The sequence below is a fragment of the Sphingomonas sp. genome, from assembly GCF_041661885.1.
In the GTDB taxonomy this organism is placed as follows: domain Bacteria; phylum Pseudomonadota; class Alphaproteobacteria; order Sphingomonadales; family Sphingomonadaceae; genus Sphingomonas.
The window spans coordinates 25995-43920 of the sequence record NZ_JBAZTL010000006.1 but is presented as its reverse complement, the minus strand read 5'-3'; the positions used below and the strand labels follow the sequence as shown (position 1 = coordinate 43920).

The window sequence follows — 17926 nt, the reverse complement described above, 5'->3', positions numbered from 1 at the left end:
TGATCCTCCCCGTGCCGGGGAGGATATAGGTGGGTGCGCTGCATACTGATCCTCCCCGGAACGGGGAGGGGGACCGCGCGCAGCGTGGTGGAGGGGGCGTGCCGCGTGCGCTCCGCCCGGAAGTGGCAATTGCCCGAAAATTGCGGCGCGACCTAAGCCTGCCGGAGGCGCTCCTGTGGCAGCGGTTACGCGGGCAGCAGGCAGGGCTCAAATTCAGGCGCCAGCATCCGGTTGGGCCATATGTTGTCGATTTTTACTGTCCGGCGGTGAAGACCGTCGTCGAGATTAACGGCGAAGCGCATAATTGCGCCGGTCGGCCGGATCGCGATGCGGCGCGGGACGCCTTTCTTCGGGAAAATGGCCTTCGCGTCGTGCATGTTTCGGCGCAGCGCGTGCTTGCGGACCCGGATGCTGCTGCAGACGCGATCGTCGCGTTCGTGGCACGCCCCCTCCACCATTCGCCGGAAGTGGCGAATGGTCCCCCTCCCCGTTACGGGGAGGATTAAGGACTGTATATGGACTTCATCTCGATCCTTTCGATCTTCGTCATGGCCTGCTTCGTGGGCTATTACGTCGTTTGGTCGGTGACCCCGGCGTTGCACACGCCGTTGATGGCGGTGACCAATGCGATCTCCTCGGTGATTATCGTCGGTGCGCTGATCGCGGCGGCGGCGGTCGGGAGTGGCGGGGGCGGGGCGACCTCCAAATGGCTCGGGTTGCTCGCGGTGGTGCTGGCGAGCGTCAACATCTTCGGTGGCTTTGCGGTCACTGCGAGGATGCTGGCGATGTATAAGAAGAAGGCGCCTGCTGGGGCTAGGCACTGAATTTCGTCACCCCGGCCTTGTGCCGGGGTCCACTCATCCACTGACGCTAAGGCTATTGGCGCGGTGGACCCCGACCGTGGGTTCCCATCAAAGTATTACTTTGATGGGAACCCACGGTCGGGGTGACGGCAAGGGGTTGAAGACAAGTGGAACACATAACCGTCAATCCCTGGGCATCGCTCGCCTATCTCGTCGCGGGGGTGTGCTTCATCCTCGCGCTGCGCGGGCTGTCCAGCCCGGCGACGAGCCAGCGCGGCAACCGCATGGGCATCATCGGCATGACCATTGCGGTGGTGACGACGCTCATCACGCACATCCCGACGATCCAGTTGGTCGCAGTCGGCACGATCGGCAATGAAGATTATCTGGCGGTGTTCTCGCATATCGATGCTGTCACCGTGGTCGAGATCCTCGCCGCCATCGCGCTCGGTGGCGTGATCGGGCTGGTGACCGCGCGGCGTATCGCGATGACCGACATGCCGCAGCTCGTCGCCGCCTTCCACTCGCTGGTCGGCCTGGCGGCGGTGCTGGTGGCGTGCGCGGCGTTCCTCAATCCGGGTGCGTTCGGCATTGCCGAGGGCGGCGTGATCTTCGCGCAAAGCCGCGTCGAAATGGGGCTGGGCGTCGCGATCGGCGCGATCACTTTCTCCGGTTCGGTCATCGCCTTCCTCAAATTGAACGGCAATATGGGCGGCGCGCCGATCCTGTTGCCGGGGCGGCATGTCATTAATCTCGGCGTGCTCGCTGCGATCCTGGGGCTGGTCGCCTATTTCACCATCGACCAGAGCGCGTGGGTGTTCTGGACGATCACGGTGCTCAGCTTCGTGATCGGCTTCCTGCTGATCGTGCCGATCGGCGGGGCGGACATGCCGGTCGTGGTGTCGATGCTGAACTCCTATTCGGGCTGGGCGGCGGCGGCGATGGGCTTCACGCTGCACAACACCGCGATGATTATTACGGGCGCGTTGGTCGGGTCGTCGGGCGCGATCCTCAGCTACATCATGTGCAAGGCGATGAACCGCAGCTTTATCAGCGTGATCGCGGGCGGCTTTGGCGGCGAAACCGCAGCGGCTGGCGGCCCGGCCAAGGAACAGCGCCCGTGGAAGCGCGGATCAGCCGAGGATGCCGGTTTCCTGCTTGGCCAGGCCGAACAGGTCATCATCGTGCCGGGATACGGCATGGCGGTGAGCCAGGCGCAGCACGCTTTGCGCGAAATGGGCGACAAGTTGAAGGCGCATGGCGTCCGCGTAAAATATGCGATCCACCCCGTCGCCGGGCGGATGCCGGGGCATATGAACGTGCTCCTTGCGGAAGCAAACGTGCCCTATGACGATGTGTTCGAGCTGGAGGACATCAACAGCGAATTCGCGCAGACCGATGTCGCCTTCGTCATCGGCGCGAACGATGTGACCAACCCGGCGGCGAAAACCGACAAGACCTCGCCGATTTACGGGATGCCCGTGCTCGATGTTGGCAAGGCCAAGACCGTGTTGTTCATCAAGCGCTCGATGGGCGGGGTCGGCTATGCCGGGGTCGATAATGACGTATTCTACATGGACAACACCATGATGTTGCTGGGCGACGCCAAGAAGATGGTCGAAGAGATCGTCAAATCGCTGGACTAATCCGGGGTACTTCGGCCAAGCTCTTGATCTGAAACGCGAACGGGGGTTTGGGCGATGGTGACGGTTGGCGATATTATCGGGGGCGGCTTTCGCTTGATCCGGGAGCGGATCGGCGCGGTGGCGGTGTGGGCTGGCTTGTATCTGGTGATGAACGTTGCCGTCGTGCTGGCGCTGCGACCGATAATGGCGGGGACGCTGGCGGCGCAGGCAGCGGGCGTGGCGCCTGACCCTGCGGTTATGATGGCGGGCATGAGCCAGATGTTCGGCCTGTACCTGTTGATGATGATCGGTCTGCTGGTGCTCTATACGGCGGCGTTGCGTGCCGCTGTGCGCCCGGCGGAAAGCGGATTTGCGTATCTGCGCCTGGGCATGGACGAAGTGCGCATGGTGCTGGTCGGGCTGGTGCTGTCGGTCGGCTTCTTCCTGTTATATTTGCTGCTCGTACTGGTGGTGAGCGTGATCGGCGGTGTGGTGGCGGTGGCGTCACGCGCGGCGGCTTTGCCGGTGTTTATCGTGCTCGGCCTGGTCGTACTGGCGGTGCTGAGCTTCTTTTACGTGCGTTTCTCGCTCGCCTTTGCGCTGACGATGCAGCGCGGCAAGATCATGATCGGTGAATCGTGGAACCTGACCAAGGGGCGCTTCTGGACATTGTTCGGGGCGTATTTTGTGGTTGGCCTGATCGTGATGGTCGTTTCGGTGGTGGTGCTTGGCATTACGCAAGGCAGCTACATAGCGGAAATGGCGCAGGGCGGCTTCCGGCCCGAGGCGATACAGGCGGCGCAGCGCCATCAGATGGAGCAACAATTCGGCACGATCACGGGCCTGACCATATTGGGTTGGGTGCTGGGGGCAGTGCTGATGACGCTCTGGATCACGCTGGCGGCGGGCGTGGCGGGTACGGCGGCGACCGGACTCCGCGACGATGCGTTTGCCGATATCGGTGCCGTGTACGAATGAGCGCCGAAGCTTTGCTCCATTACGGAGCAAAGTTACGCAAACGCGTGGTTCCAACGGGGCCTTTACTGCCGAAACGGGGAGGCTTGTGCTGTTCCGCCACAGGGGAACGCGTATTTTGCGTACTCAGCCGCAGCAATGACGCGGCGTAGCGGAGCGGCGACGATGGACGAGCATGGGCGAGCGGCGGGAGGGGCGTTCCCGACCCGCGAGGGAAGCGGGCGATCCCCGGACATTCTGGCGATTGCCGAAGGCGATCGACACGCCACCGTGGAGGGTGTGCTCGACGCAGTGGGGTGCAGGAACCGCGCGTGGACCGACTGGCGCGGCGCGGTCGAGCGGTTGAATCACGCGGGATCGGCCGGGATTGTCGTGGCGGAGGCGCGCGGGGTTGGCGAGGCGGATCTGGTGCCGGTCCTCCCGCTGCTCGACGCGTTCGCGCGGGGTGCCGATCAAACGGTGATCGTGGTGCTGGATTTCGCGCAGATCGATTTGATATCCGCCACTTTGGCGGCTCCCGGCATTGCCTTGCTGTGCGCGCCGACGCTTGGCGAGTATGTCGCGGCGCTGTTCGTCGCGGGTGTCGGCACTGGCGGCGTGCGCGATAGCGGGCGCGAGGCCGAGGCGGAACGGCTGCGGCAATTGCATGAACAGGTCGCGCGCATCGCCGAGACCTTGGCGCGGTTGACCGGCGAAGCCCCCGACACGCCCGCGCGCGAGGTTGGCCGTGTCGGCGAACACGGCATGTCATATCGGGCGGGGCCCGGAACTGCCCCGGCAACCGACGTCGCCGCGCGCGACATCCGCGATGCTATCCGCGTGCGGCGTTTACGCGACCAGCATTTCAGCGGTGGGATGTTCGAGGATCCGGCGTGGGACATGCTGCTTGACCTGTTCGCAGCCGAGCTGGAGCGGGCGCAGGTGTCGGTATCGAGCCTGTGTATTGCCGCTGCGGTTGCGCCGACCACGGCGTTGCGCTGGATCGCGAAGATGACCGATGCCGGCCTGTTCGAGCGACAACCAGACCCGTTTGATCGCCGCCGCGCCTTCATGGCGCTCTCCCCGCAGGCCAGCGCGGCGATGCGGGCCTATGTTGCGGCGGCGCGGCGAATCAGCGCTGCAATCGCCTGAACCGGGTTCGACAAGGTCGGCAAGGCTTGCAGTGTTGCGCGGGTGGTGGCACAGGGCGCTTCTTCGATCCCGCAAGCGGGTTCGCGGGCGATTAGCTCAGTTGGTAGAGCGTCTCGTTTACACCGAGAATGTCGGCGGTTCGAGCCCGTCATCGCCCACCATTTTCCCCGAATCGGTTCAATGCGCCTTGGGCGACGCGATTTCGAACAGGGCTGGCCAGTTCTTGCCCGTGACATAGAGCTTCCGCGCCACACGATCATAGGCAATGCCATTGGCGACCGAATCGGGGTCCGTCACTTGCAACTGGGCAATAAGCGGGGACAGATCGATGAAGCCGAGCACCTTGCCACTGACCGGATCGATTCGCGCGATGTAGTGCGTCATCCAGATATTGGCGAGCAGTTCGCCATCGACATATTCGAGCTCGTTAATTTGATCGAGCAAACGACCGTTGATCGTCACCGTTACGCGCCGCACCACCTTTTGCGTGACGGGATCGAGAAAGCGCAGCACCGGCGTGCCGTCCGACAGGATCAGCGCGTGCCCGTCATCGGTCATCGCCCAACCTTCGCCGCTATAGTGAAAACCGCCCGTGCGCTTGAGGCCGGGGAGAGACCAGCGGAAACCCTGTCCGCCATGCCAGGTAACGCTGAAGAGTTGCTGCTTCCACGCGACGATGCCCTCGCCGAACAGCGCAGGCGGCAGCTTTACGCGCGCGAGCACGCGGCCACTTGCCAAGTCGACGCGGCGAATATCCGACTGGCCCTCGCGCCCGGTGCTTTCGTACAGCACGCCGTGGTCGATCAGCAGGCCTTCGGTAAAGGCGCTTGTATCGTGCGGATAGCGGTTGAGGATCTGTGCGGTGGTGACGGGTGGTGGGGGCGCCGGCGGCGGAGCCTCGCCTTGCAAAGCGAGGAGTGCGGCAAAGAGCAGGGTACGGATCATAAAGCGCGAACCAAGGTAACGGCGGTGGCGATCCACGGCGGGTCGGTGACGATTTGCTGGCGGGCACCGGGGCCGAGCGGGAGGAGGTGCAGCTTCCCGTCCTCGCGTCCGATCAGCCGTGCGAACAGGAAACGGCCCGCCGGGCGCGGGACGAGCACGTCGCGATTGAGCGCCTGGGCAAAATCGGAAGGCGGGATGCGGGTACACCAGATCGAATCGCCGGCACGATAGTCGCCCACGCCGGCTTGCACCGATACGGCCACATGTTCGGGCGCGGCGACCGGCGGAATGACCGTCGCGGCGCGTTTGGGGGCATAAGCCCCGGTCGTATCGAGAATTGCGGCGACGGCGATGTCACTGCGGTCGGGCAAGGTGACCAGATCGGCTGCGCGCACACCCAAGGCCGCGGCGATCCGGTTGAGCCAACCGACCGAGACGGTGCGGGTGCCCGTTTCCAGGCGACCGATTGTCTGCGCGGTGGTGGGCGGCACGCACGCACGTGCGACATCGTCGAGCGTCATACCCTTGGCGCGACGGACTTCGCGGATCGCTGTGATCATGTCAGCCTTCTAACCAAATTGGTTTTTCGCTGTCCTACATCCGCGCCGTGATGGCAACGTTTTTCACGAACGCGATGCGAGAGGAAATGGCGATGCGGGAATTGGTGGAGCGAGCGATCGACGAGTGCGGCGTAGTGCGTGGTGGGGCGGCACCGCGCACGCGTCAGCCCGGGCGGAGCGTAAGCGTGCATGTTGGCGAATCGCCGCTCGGGTGGCTGCGCGCGCATGGCAAGATCGATGCACGACAGTTCGAAGCGGGGGAACGTCTGCGCGGCGATTATGAGATGGCCGCGCTCGCCCCACGGGTGACGATGCAATGGGCGGCGCGGGTGGATGGCGGTGCCGGCGGGCTCGACCCGACACTGGCGCAAATCGCGGCGAAACGGCGCTTCGATGCGGCGATGGCGGCGCTTGGCAATGGCTTGCGCGACGTTGCGTGGCGCGTAGTGTGTGCGGGCGAGGGGTTGCCGGTTGCCGAGCGCGCCCTTGGGTGGCCGCAGCGCGCCGGGCGACTTGTACTGACGCTGGCGCTGGATCGCCTGGGCGATCATTATGGGCTGCAATAAAGGGAATCGTTGGGGGAAAAGGATGCCGATCAAGCGCGAAATGATGGTGCGGCGCGACGCGCTGACGCAGGTGGCGATCAACGAAACGCTGGCGCCCGAGCCGGATGAGGGCGAAATCCTGCTGCAGATCGAGTCCTTTGCGGTGACCGCCAATACCGTGACGTACGGGGTGGTCGGCGCGCAGATCGGTTATTGGAATTTCTTCCCCGCCCCCGAAGGCTGGGGGATCGTGCCGGCCTGGGGCTATGCCCGGGTCGTCGCGTCGTGCGTCGCGGAGATTGCGGTGGGCGAACGCGTTTATGGTTTCCTGCCAATGGCCACGCATCTGATCGTGCAGCCGGGCAAGATTTCGACCGGGCTGTTTCGCGACATGGCGGCGCACCGCCAGCCGATGAGCGCGGTCTATAACCAGTATCGGCGGCTCCAGGCCGACCCCGCGCACGATGCGGCACGGGAGGGTTTGCGGATGCTGTTCGAGCCGTTGTTCCTGACCAGTTTCCTGATCGAAGACACGCTGCGCCGCGCGGGGTATCACGGGGCCGATACTGTGGTGTTGACCAGTGCATCGAGCAAGACCGCGCTTGGCACGGCTTATGTCCTGCGGGAACGCAGCCCGCAGGTGCGCCGGATCGGCCTGACCAGTGCCGCGCATGTCGGTTTCGTCGAAAAGACGGGGTTGTATGACGCGGTGCTGCCCTATGACGCGATCGCCGATCTGGGTGGGGTTGGCGCTGCCATCCTTATCGATTTTGCGGGGAATGCGGCGCTGCTGCACGCCGCATATGCAGCCTTGCCCGGTCGCGTGGCGCAATGCCTTCGTGTCGGGGTGACGCATCATGATACGGGCAGCGAGACCGGAGTGCTGGCCAACCCCAAGCCGGTGTGGTTCTTTGCACCCGATGCTGCGACGGCGCTGATCGGCGAGATCGGGCAAGAGGGGTTCAATGCAGCGGTGGCGGCGCAATGGGGCGGTTTTGTCGCCGTCGCGGCGGGGCTGGTGAGCGTCGAGCACGGCAACGGCATCGACGCATTGCAACGCATCTGGCGCACGCAGGTGGCCGGGCAGGCCGCGCCCGATACCGGGTTCGTTATACGGCTGTAGCTATCGTCGCGTGGTTCCGCCCGCTAAGAGACCGTTTGGAAATGCGCGATGGCGCATATCCAAACAGACTCTAAGACGACGGACATGCAGATCGATTTCATCAAATGTCACGGGTCGGGGAATGATTTCCCGCTGGTGGACGCACGCGCGCTGGCGTTGGCCGACGAGAGCTGGGCGCGAATCGCGGTGGCGCTGGCGGATCGCGGCGGCAGCGTTGGCGGGGACGGGCTGCTGTTGCTGACCGCAGGCGACGCGACGCATCCAATCGGCTTTCGCATGTTCAATGCCGATGGCAGCGAAGCCGAGACGTGCCTCAACGGCGTGCGCTGTGTGGCGCGCGCTGGGTTCGAGGCGCTGGGCATTGCGCAGGCTGCACTGCGGCTGAAGACATCGACGGTCGAGGTGTGGCGCGATCCCGACCTGGCGCCGGGTGTGGTGACGATCCGCGAGCTGGCCGGGCCGGTCGACCTCGACGTGACGCGGTGGCCGATGACGGTGGGCGTGGAACGCATCGTCGATGCGCCGATTGCGGCGCTGGGCAGCGCGCGCGCCTTCACGGCAGTGGCGATCCCCAATCCGCATTTGGTGAGTTTTGTCGATACGATCGACGAGATCGAATTGGTCGCGCTGGGCGAGCGGTGCGAGGCGGCACCGGCATGGTTGCCCAACCGGGCCAACGTTTCCTTTGTCGAAGTGCGCGGTGACGACGCGCTGTTCGTCCGCACCTTCGAACGCGGCGTGGGCCTGACCGACAGTTGCGGCAGCGCGATGGCCGCCTCCACTTATGCCGCGTGCCTGACCGGTCGATGCGCGTTTGGCCGTGAGATCACGGTGCTCAATCGCGGTGGGTTGGTTCGCGCCGAAGCGGAGACCGACGGGATGGTACGGCTATCGGGCAATGCGACGTTCGAGTGGGCGGGATCGGTCGATGTCGATCTGGCGACACGGCGCGCGGGCCCGGTTATGGTGACGCGACGCCATGACAATGAGGTTGCGGCATGGCGTGGCGCGATCGCGGCCATTGCCTGAGCGGTTTCTTGCCGCAACCAAAGCCCCGGTGCATCGTTGGCGTGCCGTAACATCCAAGGAGTTTCCCCCGATGAACCGTTTTTTTCGTAATATGCCGGTGCTTGCGGCCGTGATCGCTGGATCTTGCCTGGCCGCTGCGACGCCCGCGCTGGCGCAGAGCCCGGCTGACGATCAGCGGTTTCAGCAAGCGCAACAGCGACTCGACAACGAGCTTGCCGTCTTCCGCGCCGAATTCGATCGCTATCAACAGGCACGGGCGCGTGGCTATCGCGATCCGCGTGGTTCGTTCGGCGACCCGCGCTATGCCGACCCGCGCACCGATGATCGCGACGAGGGAAGCTATGATCCCGCGCGCTATTATCGGAACGATCCGCGCTATCAGGAACGCGTATTGACGAGCAATGACCGGGTTTATCGCGGCAGCGACGGGCAATATTATTGCAAGCGCAACGACGGCACCACCGGCCTGATCGCGGGTGCGATCGGTGGCGGGGTGCTCGGCAATCTGATCGACGGCGGGCATTCGCGCGGGGTTGGTACGATTTTGGGCGCGATTGCGGGGGGCGTGGTTGGCAAGACGGTCGACCAGAACAATTCGCAATTGCGGTGCCGCTGAGCCGCGCATCTGCCTGGGGCATATCCGGAGCGCGCTTCGTGATTTAACCAAATAGGTGTAAAACGCCTTGACATCGCAACGCTGTTTTGGTACATAACAGGAACGATGAAGAATTGCGAGTCGGCCTCGACGGGGTCGATCAACGGGCCGGGGCGGCAACGCCTTCCGGCCCGTTTTGCTGTGCGGAGGGCCGGATGGATGAGATCGAGGGAGGAGGCAACGGCATGGTGCAGCGCCGCCCGGTACGGATCGGTAGTTTCAGCAAAGCCAAGCGCAAACGCTTTCTCGATACGCTGGCGGGGACGTGCAAAGTCAATCTGGCGGTACGGGCGGCGGGCGTAGCATCGTCGAGCTGCTATCGCGCGCGTTTGCGCGATGCCGACTTCGCGGCGGCGTGGGATGAGGCGCTCGCGACCTGCTATCAGCGGCTGGAAGAGGCGTTGCTCGATTATGCGCTGGCGCGCATCGCTGGCGAAACGCCCGATCCTGATGCCGCTGATCCCGAGGCACCGGCGCATGGAACCCCTGCGACGCCTCCCGCGCGGAACATTTCGCCCAACGATCTGAATCTCGCCATTACCCTGCTCAATCGGCGACGGGAGGGGGGCGATGGAAAAGGGCGCGCGGGGCGCAAGGTGAAAATAGCCTCCGCCGCCGAAACCGACGCTGCGCTACGCCGCAAGCTCGATCGGCTCGCGCGGCGGATGGGGCCGCAATGACCCGGCACTACACCAACGATGACGCGCGCGACCTGTTGCTGGAACTCGCGCGCTTGCCGGTGCCCACGCGCGAGAACCTGTTGCGTATGTTGAGCCCCGAACAAAGGGCGCAGCTCAACTGGACCTGGGGGCGCTGGGCGCAGCACGGGCAGCGCGCGCCCGATACGCCGTGGCGAATCTGGCTGATCCGCGCCGGACGTGGTTTCGGCAAGACGCGGGCGGGCGCGGAATGGGTAAGCGAAATTGCGCGCACTATGCCCGGTACGCGGATCGCGCTGGTTGGTGCGACGATCGAGGATGTGCGGCGTGTGATGATCGAAGGCGAAAGCGGGCTGATCGCGGTGGCGCGACCGGGGGAGTCGGTCGACTATCGATCGGGCGGCACCGAAGTGGAGTTCGCCTCCAGGGCTCGCGCGGGGATCTTTTCGGCGAGCGCGCCCGAAAAGCTGCGCGGGCCCGAACATGCCGCCGCGTGGTGCGACGAACTCGCCAAATGGCGCAACGGCGATGCGGCATGGGACAATCTGATGCTGGGGATGCGGATGGGCGACACACCGCAAGTGGTGGTGACGACGACGCCGCGACCGACCCCGCTGTTGCGCCGGATCATGGCGCTGGAGGGCCTCGTGCAAAGCGGGGGAAGTTCGCATGGAAACGTGTTTTTGCCCGACAGTTTTCTGGCGGCGATCGAACAGGCCTATGGCGGCACGCGGTTGGGGCGGCAGGAGATTGCGGGCGAAATGCTCGCCGATGTCGAGGGGGCTTTGTGGAAGCAAGGCCAATTCGACGCGGCACGGGTTGCGGTTGCCCCGGCTCTTGTGCGCGTTGTGGTCGCGGTCGATCCGCCGGCCGGTACCGAATCCGGGCGCGGCGGCGATGCGTGCGGGATCGTTGCGGTCGGGCTGGGGCGGGATGGGCGCGGCTATGTGCTGGAGGATGCAAGCGTGGCGGGGCTATCCCCCGAAGGCTGGGCGCAGGCAGTGGCGGCGTGCGCCGCGCGCCACCGCGCCGACCGCGTGATTGCGGAGAAAAACCAGGGTGGGCGGATGGTGCAGAGCGTATTGCTTGCCGCCGACGCCAGCCTGCCGCTGAAGCTGGTCCATGCCAGTGACGGCAAGGTCGCGCGCGCCGAGCCGGTGGCGTTGCTGTACGAACGCGGGGAGGTTTCGCATGTCGGGGCGATGCCCGAGCTGGAGCGCGAATTGTGCGGGCTGGTGGTCGGGGGTGGTTATCAGGGGCCGAGCCGATCCCCCGATCGCGCCGACGCGCTCGTCTGGGCGCTGGGCGAAGTGTTGCTCAGGCGGCGCGGCGTCGGGCGGGTGCGGGGGTTGTGAAGAGAGGTCAGGCGAGGATGTTGACGGTGCTCTTGCTGGTGGAGGCGGCGTTTGCCGCCGCTGCCCGGCGGGCACCATCGTCAGTGTCGTGATGCGGCGGATGCGGGCCGCCGCGCGCTTGCTGAAGCGCGACCGCCGCCTTCTGGACGGCGGCGGTGTCGCCTGTCTGCAGGGCGGCACCCAGCGAGGCGAGCGGGCTGTTGGCCGGAGGTGCCTGTTTGGCGGTCAGCTTGGCATAGGCTGCCTTTGCGCTTTCGACGTCGGCCGATTGCGCGGCGGCCATCATGGTCGCATAGTCGTGCCTGCGTTGTCGGATCGTTTCGATCGCCTGGCTGCCGGTGGGAGCCGTTGTTGCGCAAACCGCGCTGGTACAGCTACTCATACTGATCGTCCTTACCGCGCCCATCAGCGCATTACCCCAATTCCATTATAGCGGACGGGGCGGAGGAGCGGCGCGAACTGCCGCTTTTTTTGGGGGTATCGGCGTGGCGGTGCCGCGCGTACCGCCAGATGGCGTGAAACGACGGTTTAAGGACGAGCGTAATGGTGCCCCGCGAAATGATCGACAGCGCGCGCATCCCCGGCGGGGACGAAATGACGCTGTACCGGCGCGGCGACGATTTCATGATCGTGGTCGATCGCAATGAGTTGATGAGCACGCGGATGAACGGCTCCGAAGAGGCGCTGGGCACGATGGCGTGCGCGCGGATCGCGCGGGTGGCGGCGCCGCGCGTGCTGATTGGCGGTTACGGCATGGGCTTTACGCTGCGCGCGGTGCTGGGTGTGGTCGGCCCCAAGGCGGAGGTGACGGTGGCCGAACTGGTGCCCGAAATCCTCGCCTGGGCGCGTGGGCCGATGGCGGCGGTGGCGGCGGGGTGCCTCGACGATCCGCGCGTGCGCGTGGTTGAGGCCGATGTCGCCGAGGCGATCGCTGTGGCGCCGGGCGGTTATGACGCGATTCTGCTCGATGTCGACAATGGCCCGGATGGGCTGGTGCGTGCCGAGAACAACCGGCTCTATGCCCCGCGCGGGCTGGCGGTGGCGCGCGCGGCATTGCGACCGGGGGGTGTGCTGGCGGTGTGGTCGGCGGGCCCCGATGCGCGCTTCGTCATGCGGCTGAAGGCGGCGGGGTTCGCGGTCGATGAAGTGGCGGTGAAGGCGCGGCAGAACGGCAAGGGGCCGCGCCATGTAATCTGGTTTGCGACGCTGGCAGGGTAGGCGTCTTACCTCCCCTCCCTTTCAGGGAGGGGGACGCGTCGCGCGTCTTTTCTCGACGAGAAGGAATACAGCATGAAATGGTTCGGCTGGAAGGCAGCCGGGCGCGATGACTCGCGTCCGGCGCTGGAGTTTCGGCGTGCGCGCTTTGCCGATGGGGTGGCGATCGGCGCGCTCCCGCAAAGTTATGCGGAACAGGTGCGGGCGCTGTATCTGCGCAACGCGATCGCGCAGCGCGCGGTGCGGCTGGTCGCTGATGGCGTGGGTGACGCACCGCTGACGGGTACGCCCGAGAGTATTGCGCTGGTGCAGGCGCGATCGGGCGGGCAGGCGCTGACGGCGACGGTGGCGGCGCATCTGCTGCTGCACGGCAATGCCTATGTGCAGATGCTGACCGATGCGGCGGGCGATGTCGTCGAACTGTTCGCGCTCAGGCCCGAGCGGGTGACGGTCGAACCCGATGCGAGCGGATGGCCGGTGGCCTATCGCTATACCGTGGGGGAACGATCGGTGCGGTTGTCGGCGGAGGAGCCGCGGCCCGAAATCGTCCAGATCAAGGCGTTCCATCCGCTCGACGATCATTATGGGCTGGGGTGCCTCGGCGGGGCAGCGAGCGCGATCGCACTGCACAATGCGGCGGCGGCGTGGAATGCCGGGCTGCTCGACAATGCCGCGCGGCCATCGGGCGCGCTGATCTATGATCCGGGCGACGGCTCGACCTTGTCGCGCGAGCAATTCGCACGCTTGCGCGAGGAAATGGAGGCGAGTTTCGCGGGTGCGCGCAATGCCGGGCGACCGATGCTGCTGGAAGGGGGCCTTAAATGGCAGGCGCTGAGCCTGACGCCCGCCGACATGGACTTTGTCGGCATGAAGGCGGCGGCGGCGCGTGAAATTGCCACCGCGTTTGGCGTGCCGCCGATGCTGCTCGGCCTGCCCGGCGACGCGACCTATGCCAATTACAGGGAAGCCAATCGCGCGCTGTGGCGATCGACGATCCTGCCGCTGGCGGGAACGATCCTGGCCGGGCTGACGCAGGGGTTGCGCGGCTGGGTGCCCGGCGTGGCGCTGTCGGTCGATCTCGACCGGGTGACCGCGCTGGCCGAGGATCGCGAACGCTTGTGGAGCCAAATCGGGGCGGCGGATTTTCTGTCGCGCGATGAAAAGCGCGCGATGGTGGGGGTTGGGGAGGCTGTCATATGAGCGGGGCGGTGCTGGCGCAGTTGATGGCACAAGGCGCAGGCGAGGGCGCCGACTTGACCACGCTGCGCGCGATCATCGAAGAAGCGGGCGAGCTGGCGGCGGCGCGCGCGATGGCGCGGCTGGGGCTCGACGATGCCGCCGCCGCCAAGGACATGGCCGAATTGCGCGAATTGCTGGGGGCGTGGCGCGACGCCAAGCGATCGGTGTGGAAAGCGGTTTTGGGCTGGGTGGTGCGGATCGCGGGCGCGCTGCTGTTAACCGGGCTCGCCGCCAAATTCGGTTTTTGGGACTGGGTAAAGTGAGGGGCGCGCGCTCCTCCCCTCCCGGGAAGGGAGGGGGTGGGTTGGCCCGTGGCGGCGTCGCCCCCTTCCCCACACCGACCCACCCCCAGCCCCACCCTTCCAGGGAGGGGAGGACGGAGGGAGGCTTGCGCTTCGCTGGTTATGCCGCAATCTTTGACCGGGTCGATCGTGGCGGCGACGTGATCCGCGCGGGCGCGTTTGGGGCTTCGCCCGGCGCGGTGCCGTTGCTGTGGCAGCATCGCGGGCGCGCGGTCGGCACGATTGAGCGGATCGCGCCCGACCGGCACGGGCTGCGTGTGATCGGGCGGATCGACGATGCGCGGGTCGCGGGGTTGGTGCGGGGCGGGGCGCTGAACGGATTGTCGATCGGCTTTCGCGCGCGCGGGGCGGGGCGGGGGCAAGTGCGCGAGTTGACCGCGGTCGACCTGGTTGAGGTCAGCCTGGTGACCCAGCCGATGCAGCCGCTGGCACGGGTGCATATGGTGGAGGAGCGTGCTACGGTGCCGCCTCCAGACTTGGTTCCCGATCCCCGGCAGCCGCGCGCGGACGAGGAGAGCGATCATGGCTGAAGGCACCATCAAGCGACTGACCGACAAGGGTTTCGGCTTCATCGCCGACGCGAGCGGCAAGGATCTGTTCTTCCACATGTCGAGCGTCGAGGGCGTGCGCTACGAGGATTTGCGCGAAGGCGAGACGGTTACGTTCGACGTCGGACAGGGCCCCAAGGGCCCGCGTGCCGAGAATGTAAAGCAGGCGTGATCGGTTAACCGACCTATGCCTTGATGCGGCGCGCAGGTGCCGTATTCGAAATGCCAGAGGGCGTCGCGGATTGCGGCGCCCTTTTTTCGTGTCGTGCGAGTGCCTTCGACAGCGCCGCAGATGCATCGCCGAAGAAGAAGGTTTGTTCGCGCGGAGGCGCGGAGGACGCAGAGGTGTTGCGCGCGGATTGCAACGCGCGCGTCTCAATCATCGTCCCGATTATCGGGCCAATCATCAGGATGGTGGATGCGCTTGGAATCGACCGGGCGCGGGCTCTCTGTGTCCTCAGCGCCTTTGCGCGAACCTCTTCGACGCTGCTGCGGGAGCGCCGCCGGCCTTGGCCACAATTTTATCAGCAAGGAGAAAAAGCATGACCGACATGACGGTGGACGCGCTGGAAGCAAGCTTCGCGGCGCAGAATTTGGGGCAGGACATGGGCACCGTTCAGCGCCCGCTGCTGGCGGGTGGATGCGAGCCATCGGGGGCGGGATTTGACGGGTTCCTGCGCTCGGGCGCGAGCGTCGAGATGAAGGCGTTTACCGGGGTGAGCGGCGATGCCGGTGGCTATGCCGTGCCGCGCGAAATCGATGCGGTGATCGATGCAACGCTGAAATCGATCTCGCCGATCCGCAGCGTGGCGAATGTGGTGACGGTGGGATCGGCGGGGTATCGCAAGCTGGTGACGACGGGGGGCACGCCCTCGGGCTGGGCGGCGGAAACCGATGCGCGCGGCACCACCGCGACGCCGGTGTTCACCGAAATTGCGCCGCCGATGGGGGAACTCTACGCCAATCCATCGGCGAGCCAGGCGATGCTCGATGATGCCGCATTCGATGTCGAGGCGTGGCTGGCAGGCGAAATCGCGATGGAATTCGCCAAGGCCGAGGGCGCGGCCTATGTCAATGGATCGGGCGTCAACCGGCCCCGGGGCTTTTTGCAGGCGCCGACCGCGAGCACGGCGGATGCGGCGCGCGCCTTCGGGACGCTGCAATATCTGGCGAGCGGTGCGGCGGGCGATTTCGCGGCGAACCCGCAGGACCGGCTGATCGATTTGGTGCAGAGCTTGCGCGGGCCATATCGGCAGGGCGCGGTGTTCGTGATGAATGCGGCCACGCTGGCGCGGATCCGCAAGTTCAAAACCAATGACGGCGCGTTCCTGTGGGCACCGAGCCTGACGGCGGGCACGCCGGCGACCTTGCTTGGCTATCCAGTGATCGAGGCGGAGGACATGCCCGATATCGCCGCCAACAGCCTGTCCATCGCATTCGGTAATTTCAAGGCGGGCTATCTCATCGCCGAGCGCCGCGAGACGGTGATCCTGCGCGACCCCTATACCAACAAGCCGTTCGTCAATTTCTACGCGACCAAGCGCGTTGGCGGCTGCGTGTCCAATTCCGAGGCGATCAAGCTGATGAAGTTCGCGGCGGCCTAGATCCTTCTTCCTTTGGGAGAAGGTGGCGCGGAGCGCCGGATGAGGGTGACGGACTCGGGTGGATTGGGCGTCACCCTCCCCCTTCCCACTGCCTGCGGCAGCGGGAGATGGAGGAACTTCTATGATCGAGACGGATGGGCCGGGCGTGGTGACGCTCGGCGAGGAAGATCGTGCGCTGGCGGTGGCGGCGGTCAGAGCGGTGTTGCGCGTGGCGAACGAGGACGAGGACGCGCTGATTGTGGCCTTTGTCGAGACGGCTTTGGGGCTGGCCGAGCAATTTCTTGGGCAAATGCTGATCGTGCGGACGCTGCGCGTGCCGGTGGTGGGGTGCGCGGCATGGCAGCGGCTTGCAGTCGCACCGGTGCGCGCGATTACGGGGGTTGAAACGCTGGCGGGCGTCGCGCTGCGTGCGGAGGCGTTTGCGGTGGACATCGATGCGGCGGGCGAGGGCTGGGTGCGCGTCGTGCAGGCGGATGCGGCGGCGCAAGTGGCGGTGGTGGTGAGCGCCGGGCTGGCGACGGGATGGGCCGGTTTGCCTGCGCCGATCCGGCAGGGGGCGATACTGCTCGCCGCGTATTTGTTCGATGAGCGCGATGCAGGACGCGCGCCGCCGGTTGCGGTGACGGCGCTTTGGCGACCGTTTCGGCGGATCGCGCTGTCGCAGCCGGCGCGCGCATGTTGAGCGCGGTCGAGCTGCGCGGGCGCGCGGCGGGTGAGCGCGCGGCGGCACGGGCGCGGGTGCAAGTGGCCGCTGCCTTGCGCGCCGAATTACCGGGGGTCGCGGTGACGGTGGAGGGGGACGAGGTAGTGCTGACCGGACGGATTTCGCCCGACGATGCGCGGCTGCGCTGGATCGGGAGTTTGCTACCATGAGCGCGGAGAGCGTGGTGCAAGCGGCGGTGCTGGTGGCTGTGCGCGGGGTTGCCGGGTTGAACGGCGTCTATCTGGGGCCGCCGGTCAAGGCGACGGTGCCGTTTGCCGAACTGGGCGATCTGTTGAGTGGCGACTGGAGCGTCAAGGATCGCGGCGGGCGCGAGCTGCGGCTAATCGTGACGGTGCGCGATGCGGGCGACAGTCCGGCGCGCGTGCAGGTGCTGGCCGGGGCGGTTGGCGCGGCGATCGAGGCGGTGCCGCGCGATCTCAGCGGATGGCGCGTGGCGAGCCTGGTGCTGGTGCGGTCGCGCCTCAGCGGTGCGGCGGGTGGGCGGTGGAACGCCAGCGTCGAATACCGTGTGCGGGTTCTGGCGGGATAGCGACTGCTGGCGCTGCGTCTTGGTGCAGGCACCGGCTTGGTTCGCGCGGAGACGCGGAGGCGCGGAGAGGGTGCGCCCGGTTGATGGCGTGCGTGTCCCAAAGATGTGGGCTTGGGGGTAGTCGCCCCCTTTGTGCGCGCCATCTCCGCGGTTCCGCGTCTCCGCGCGAACGTGATTCATGAAGGGGCAGGCGCGTCGCCGTGGCGGTGGCGCTTGTGGCAGCGTGGATGGGTTCGCGCAGAGGCGCGGAGGACGCGGAGATGGTTCGCGTGGGGGCCGGTTCTGCCTGGTGATTGGCGCACGGCATTTATGCTGAGCGTGGCTTCTCTGCGTCCTCTGCGTCTCTGCGCGAACCAATTC

Annotated in this window: 23 protein-coding genes and 1 tRNA gene; 21 read left to right on the top strand and 3 right to left on the bottom strand. The window is 66.1% G+C overall.

Annotated elements, in window-relative coordinates; all coding sequences use genetic code 11:
- The first annotated feature begins 29 nt into the window (after positions 1–29).
- The 6 genes from WC704_RS12390 (at position 30) to WC704_RS12365 (ending at position 4695) form a co-directional block, all read left to right on the top strand.
- On the top strand, positions 30–506 hold the full coding sequence (locus WC704_RS12390) for an endonuclease domain-containing protein (protein ID WP_372890319.1): 477 nt from the start codon (positions 30–32) through the stop codon (positions 504–506).
- Between the two features lie 9 nt (positions 507–515).
- Positions 516–824 (top strand): proton-translocating transhydrogenase family protein, encoded by a 309-nt coding sequence (locus tag WC704_RS12385; protein WP_372890317.1) that lies wholly within the window; start codon positions 516–518, stop codon positions 822–824.
- Positions 825–970: 146 nt separating this feature from the next.
- On the top strand, positions 971–2449 hold the full coding sequence (locus WC704_RS12380) for an NAD(P)(+) transhydrogenase (Re/Si-specific) subunit beta (RefSeq protein WP_372890315.1): 1479 nt from the start codon (positions 971–973) through the stop codon (positions 2447–2449).
- A 54-nt stretch (positions 2450–2503) separates the two neighbouring features.
- Entirely contained in the window at positions 2504–3406 is a 903-nt protein-coding gene (locus WC704_RS12375; protein WP_372890313.1) for a hypothetical protein, read from the top strand.
- 135 nt (positions 3407–3541) lie between these two features.
- A complete protein-coding gene (locus WC704_RS12370; RefSeq protein WP_372890311.1) occupies positions 3542–4534 on the top strand; it encodes a hypothetical protein in 993 nt (330 codons plus the stop codon).
- An 85-nt stretch (positions 4535–4619) separates the two neighbouring features.
- Positions 4620–4695, top strand: a tRNA-Val gene (locus WC704_RS12365).
- Positions 4696–4711: 16 nt separating this feature from the next.
- On the opposite strand, the gene WC704_RS12360 is transcribed toward WC704_RS12365, so the two are convergent.
- On the bottom strand, positions 4712–5479 hold the full coding sequence (locus tag WC704_RS12360) for a glutaminyl-peptide cyclotransferase (RefSeq protein WP_372890309.1): 768 nt from the start codon (positions 5477–5479) through the stop codon (positions 4712–4714).
- A complete protein-coding gene (locus tag WC704_RS12355; RefSeq protein WP_372890307.1) occupies positions 5476–6039 on the bottom strand; it encodes a helix-turn-helix domain-containing protein in 564 nt (187 codons plus the stop codon). The genes WC704_RS12360 and WC704_RS12355 overlap by 4 nt, the downstream gene beginning before the upstream one ends.
- A 92-nt stretch (positions 6040–6131) precedes the next feature.
- Between WC704_RS12355 and WC704_RS12350 the strand changes: the two genes are divergently transcribed.
- The 6 genes from WC704_RS12350 to WC704_RS12325 all read left to right on the top strand — a co-directional run bounded on the left by WC704_RS12350 (position 6132) and on the right by WC704_RS12325 (position 11405).
- Positions 6132–6605 (top strand): DUF6456 domain-containing protein, encoded by a 474-nt coding sequence (locus WC704_RS12350; protein ID WP_372890743.1) that lies wholly within the window; start codon positions 6132–6134, stop codon positions 6603–6605.
- A 22-nt stretch (positions 6606–6627) separates the two neighbouring features.
- Complete coding sequence (locus tag WC704_RS12345; protein WP_372890305.1) at positions 6628–7707, top strand: DUF2855 family protein; 1080 nt, start codon at positions 6628–6630, stop codon at positions 7705–7707.
- Between the two features lie 84 nt (positions 7708–7791).
- Entirely contained in the window at positions 7792–8736 is a 945-nt protein-coding gene (dapF, locus tag WC704_RS12340; protein ID WP_372890303.1) for a diaminopimelate epimerase, read from the top strand.
- A gap of 70 nt (positions 8737–8806) precedes the next feature.
- Positions 8807–9352 carry a glycine zipper 2TM domain-containing protein gene (locus WC704_RS12335; protein WP_372890301.1) on the top strand — a complete coding sequence of 182 codons (546 nt, stop codon included), beginning with the start codon at positions 8807–8809 and terminating at the stop codon, positions 9350–9352.
- 194 nt (positions 9353–9546) lie between these two features.
- The gene (locus WC704_RS12330; RefSeq protein ID WP_372890299.1) at positions 9547–10071 is read left to right on the top strand and encodes a hypothetical protein; all 525 of its coding nucleotides are present in this window, start codon (positions 9547–9549) and stop codon (positions 10069–10071) included.
- On the top strand, positions 10068–11405 hold the full coding sequence (locus WC704_RS12325) for a DNA-packaging protein (protein WP_372890297.1): 1338 nt from the start codon (positions 10068–10070) through the stop codon (positions 11403–11405). The genes WC704_RS12330 and WC704_RS12325 overlap by 4 nt, the downstream gene beginning before the upstream one ends.
- Positions 11406–11412: 7 nt before the next feature.
- On the opposite strand, the gene WC704_RS12320 is transcribed toward WC704_RS12325, so the two are convergent.
- On the bottom strand, positions 11413–11787 hold the full coding sequence (locus WC704_RS12320; RefSeq protein WP_372890295.1) for a hypothetical protein: 375 nt from the start codon (positions 11785–11787) through the stop codon (positions 11413–11415).
- Positions 11788–11948: 161 nt separating this feature from the next.
- Here WC704_RS12320 and WC704_RS12315 point away from each other — a divergent pair, with 161 nt between their 5' ends.
- The 9 genes from WC704_RS12315 (at position 11949) to WC704_RS12275 (ending at position 17566) form a co-directional block, all read left to right on the top strand.
- Complete coding sequence (locus WC704_RS12315; protein ID WP_372890293.1) at positions 11949–12623, top strand: spermidine synthase; 675 nt, start codon at positions 11949–11951, stop codon at positions 12621–12623.
- 72 nt (positions 12624–12695) lie between these two features.
- The gene (locus WC704_RS12310; protein ID WP_372890291.1) at positions 12696–13820 is read left to right on the top strand and encodes a phage portal protein; all 1125 of its coding nucleotides are present in this window, start codon (positions 12696–12698) and stop codon (positions 13818–13820) included.
- Positions 13817–14122, top strand: coding sequence for a DUF6127 family protein (locus tag WC704_RS12305; protein WP_372890289.1), 306 nt, complete (start codon positions 13817–13819; stop codon positions 14120–14122). Before WC704_RS12310 ends, WC704_RS12305 begins: the two co-directional genes overlap by 4 nt.
- A 125-nt stretch (positions 14123–14247) precedes the next feature.
- A complete protein-coding gene (locus tag WC704_RS12300; protein WP_372890287.1) occupies positions 14248–14691 on the top strand; it encodes an HK97 family phage prohead protease in 444 nt (147 codons plus the stop codon).
- Positions 14684–14881, top strand: a complete 198-nt coding sequence (locus WC704_RS12295) for a cold-shock protein (protein ID WP_010406292.1) — start codon at positions 14684–14686, stop codon at positions 14879–14881. The genes WC704_RS12300 and WC704_RS12295 overlap by 8 nt, the downstream gene beginning before the upstream one ends.
- 370 nt (positions 14882–15251) lie before the next feature.
- Entirely contained in the window at positions 15252–16313 is a 1062-nt protein-coding gene (locus WC704_RS12290) for a phage major capsid protein (RefSeq protein ID WP_372890285.1), read from the top strand.
- A 121-nt stretch (positions 16314–16434) separates the two neighbouring features.
- Positions 16435–16995 carry a hypothetical protein gene (locus WC704_RS12285; protein ID WP_372890283.1) on the top strand — a complete coding sequence of 187 codons (561 nt, stop codon included), beginning with the start codon at positions 16435–16437 and terminating at the stop codon, positions 16993–16995.
- The gene (locus tag WC704_RS12280) at positions 16989–17186 is read left to right on the top strand and encodes a hypothetical protein (RefSeq protein ID WP_372890281.1); all 198 of its coding nucleotides are present in this window, start codon (positions 16989–16991) and stop codon (positions 17184–17186) included. Before WC704_RS12285 ends, WC704_RS12280 begins: the two co-directional genes overlap by 7 nt.
- Entirely contained in the window at positions 17183–17566 is a 384-nt protein-coding gene (locus WC704_RS12275) for a DUF3168 domain-containing protein (protein ID WP_372890279.1), read from the top strand. The genes WC704_RS12280 and WC704_RS12275 overlap by 4 nt, the downstream gene beginning before the upstream one ends.
- Positions 17567–17926: the final 360 nt, after the last annotated feature.

Bases quoted from the DNA above. Each gene is read 5' to 3' on its own strand.
- WC704_RS12385 (WP_372890317.1), top strand. From the start codon at position 516: ATGGACTTCATCTCGATCCTTTCGATCTTCGTCATGGCCTGCTTCGTG.
- WC704_RS12375 (WP_372890313.1), top strand. From the start codon at position 2,504: ATGGTGACGGTTGGCGATATTATCGGGGGCGGCTTTCGCTTGATCCGG.
- WC704_RS12370 (WP_372890311.1), top strand. From the start codon at position 3,542: ATGACGCGGCGTAGCGGAGCGGCGACGATGGACGAGCATGGGCGAGCG.
- WC704_RS12360 (WP_372890309.1), bottom strand. From the start codon at position 5,479: ATGATCCGTACCCTGCTCTTTGCCGCACTCCTCGCTTTGCAAGGCGAG.
- WC704_RS12355 (WP_372890307.1), bottom strand. From the start codon at position 6,039: ATGATCACAGCGATCCGCGAAGTCCGTCGCGCCAAGGGTATGACGCTC.
- WC704_RS12350 (WP_372890743.1), top strand. From the start codon at position 6,132: ATGCGGGAATTGGTGGAGCGAGCGATCGACGAGTGCGGCGTAGTGCGT.
- WC704_RS12345 (WP_372890305.1), top strand. From the start codon at position 6,628: ATGCCGATCAAGCGCGAAATGATGGTGCGGCGCGACGCGCTGACGCAG.
- dapF (WP_372890303.1), top strand. From the start codon at position 7,792: ATGCAGATCGATTTCATCAAATGTCACGGGTCGGGGAATGATTTCCCG.
- WC704_RS12335 (WP_372890301.1), top strand. From the start codon at position 8,807: ATGAACCGTTTTTTTCGTAATATGCCGGTGCTTGCGGCCGTGATCGCT.
- WC704_RS12330 (WP_372890299.1), top strand. From the start codon at position 9,547: ATGGATGAGATCGAGGGAGGAGGCAACGGCATGGTGCAGCGCCGCCCG.
- WC704_RS12325 (WP_372890297.1), top strand. From the start codon at position 10,068: ATGACCCGGCACTACACCAACGATGACGCGCGCGACCTGTTGCTGGAA.
- WC704_RS12320 (WP_372890295.1), bottom strand. From the start codon at position 11,787: ATGAGTAGCTGTACCAGCGCGGTTTGCGCAACAACGGCTCCCACCGGC.
- WC704_RS12315 (WP_372890293.1), top strand. From the start codon at position 11,949: ATGGTGCCCCGCGAAATGATCGACAGCGCGCGCATCCCCGGCGGGGAC.
- WC704_RS12310 (WP_372890291.1), top strand. From the start codon at position 12,696: ATGAAATGGTTCGGCTGGAAGGCAGCCGGGCGCGATGACTCGCGTCCG.
- WC704_RS12305 (WP_372890289.1), top strand. From the start codon at position 13,817: ATGAGCGGGGCGGTGCTGGCGCAGTTGATGGCACAAGGCGCAGGCGAG.
- WC704_RS12295 (WP_010406292.1), top strand. From the start codon at position 14,684: ATGGCTGAAGGCACCATCAAGCGACTGACCGACAAGGGTTTCGGCTTC.
- WC704_RS12290 (WP_372890285.1), top strand. From the start codon at position 15,252: ATGACCGACATGACGGTGGACGCGCTGGAAGCAAGCTTCGCGGCGCAG.
- WC704_RS12285 (WP_372890283.1), top strand. From the start codon at position 16,435: ATGATCGAGACGGATGGGCCGGGCGTGGTGACGCTCGGCGAGGAAGAT.
- WC704_RS12280 (WP_372890281.1), top strand. From the start codon at position 16,989: ATGTTGAGCGCGGTCGAGCTGCGCGGGCGCGCGGCGGGTGAGCGCGCG.
- WC704_RS12275 (WP_372890279.1), top strand. From the start codon at position 17,183: ATGAGCGCGGAGAGCGTGGTGCAAGCGGCGGTGCTGGTGGCTGTGCGC.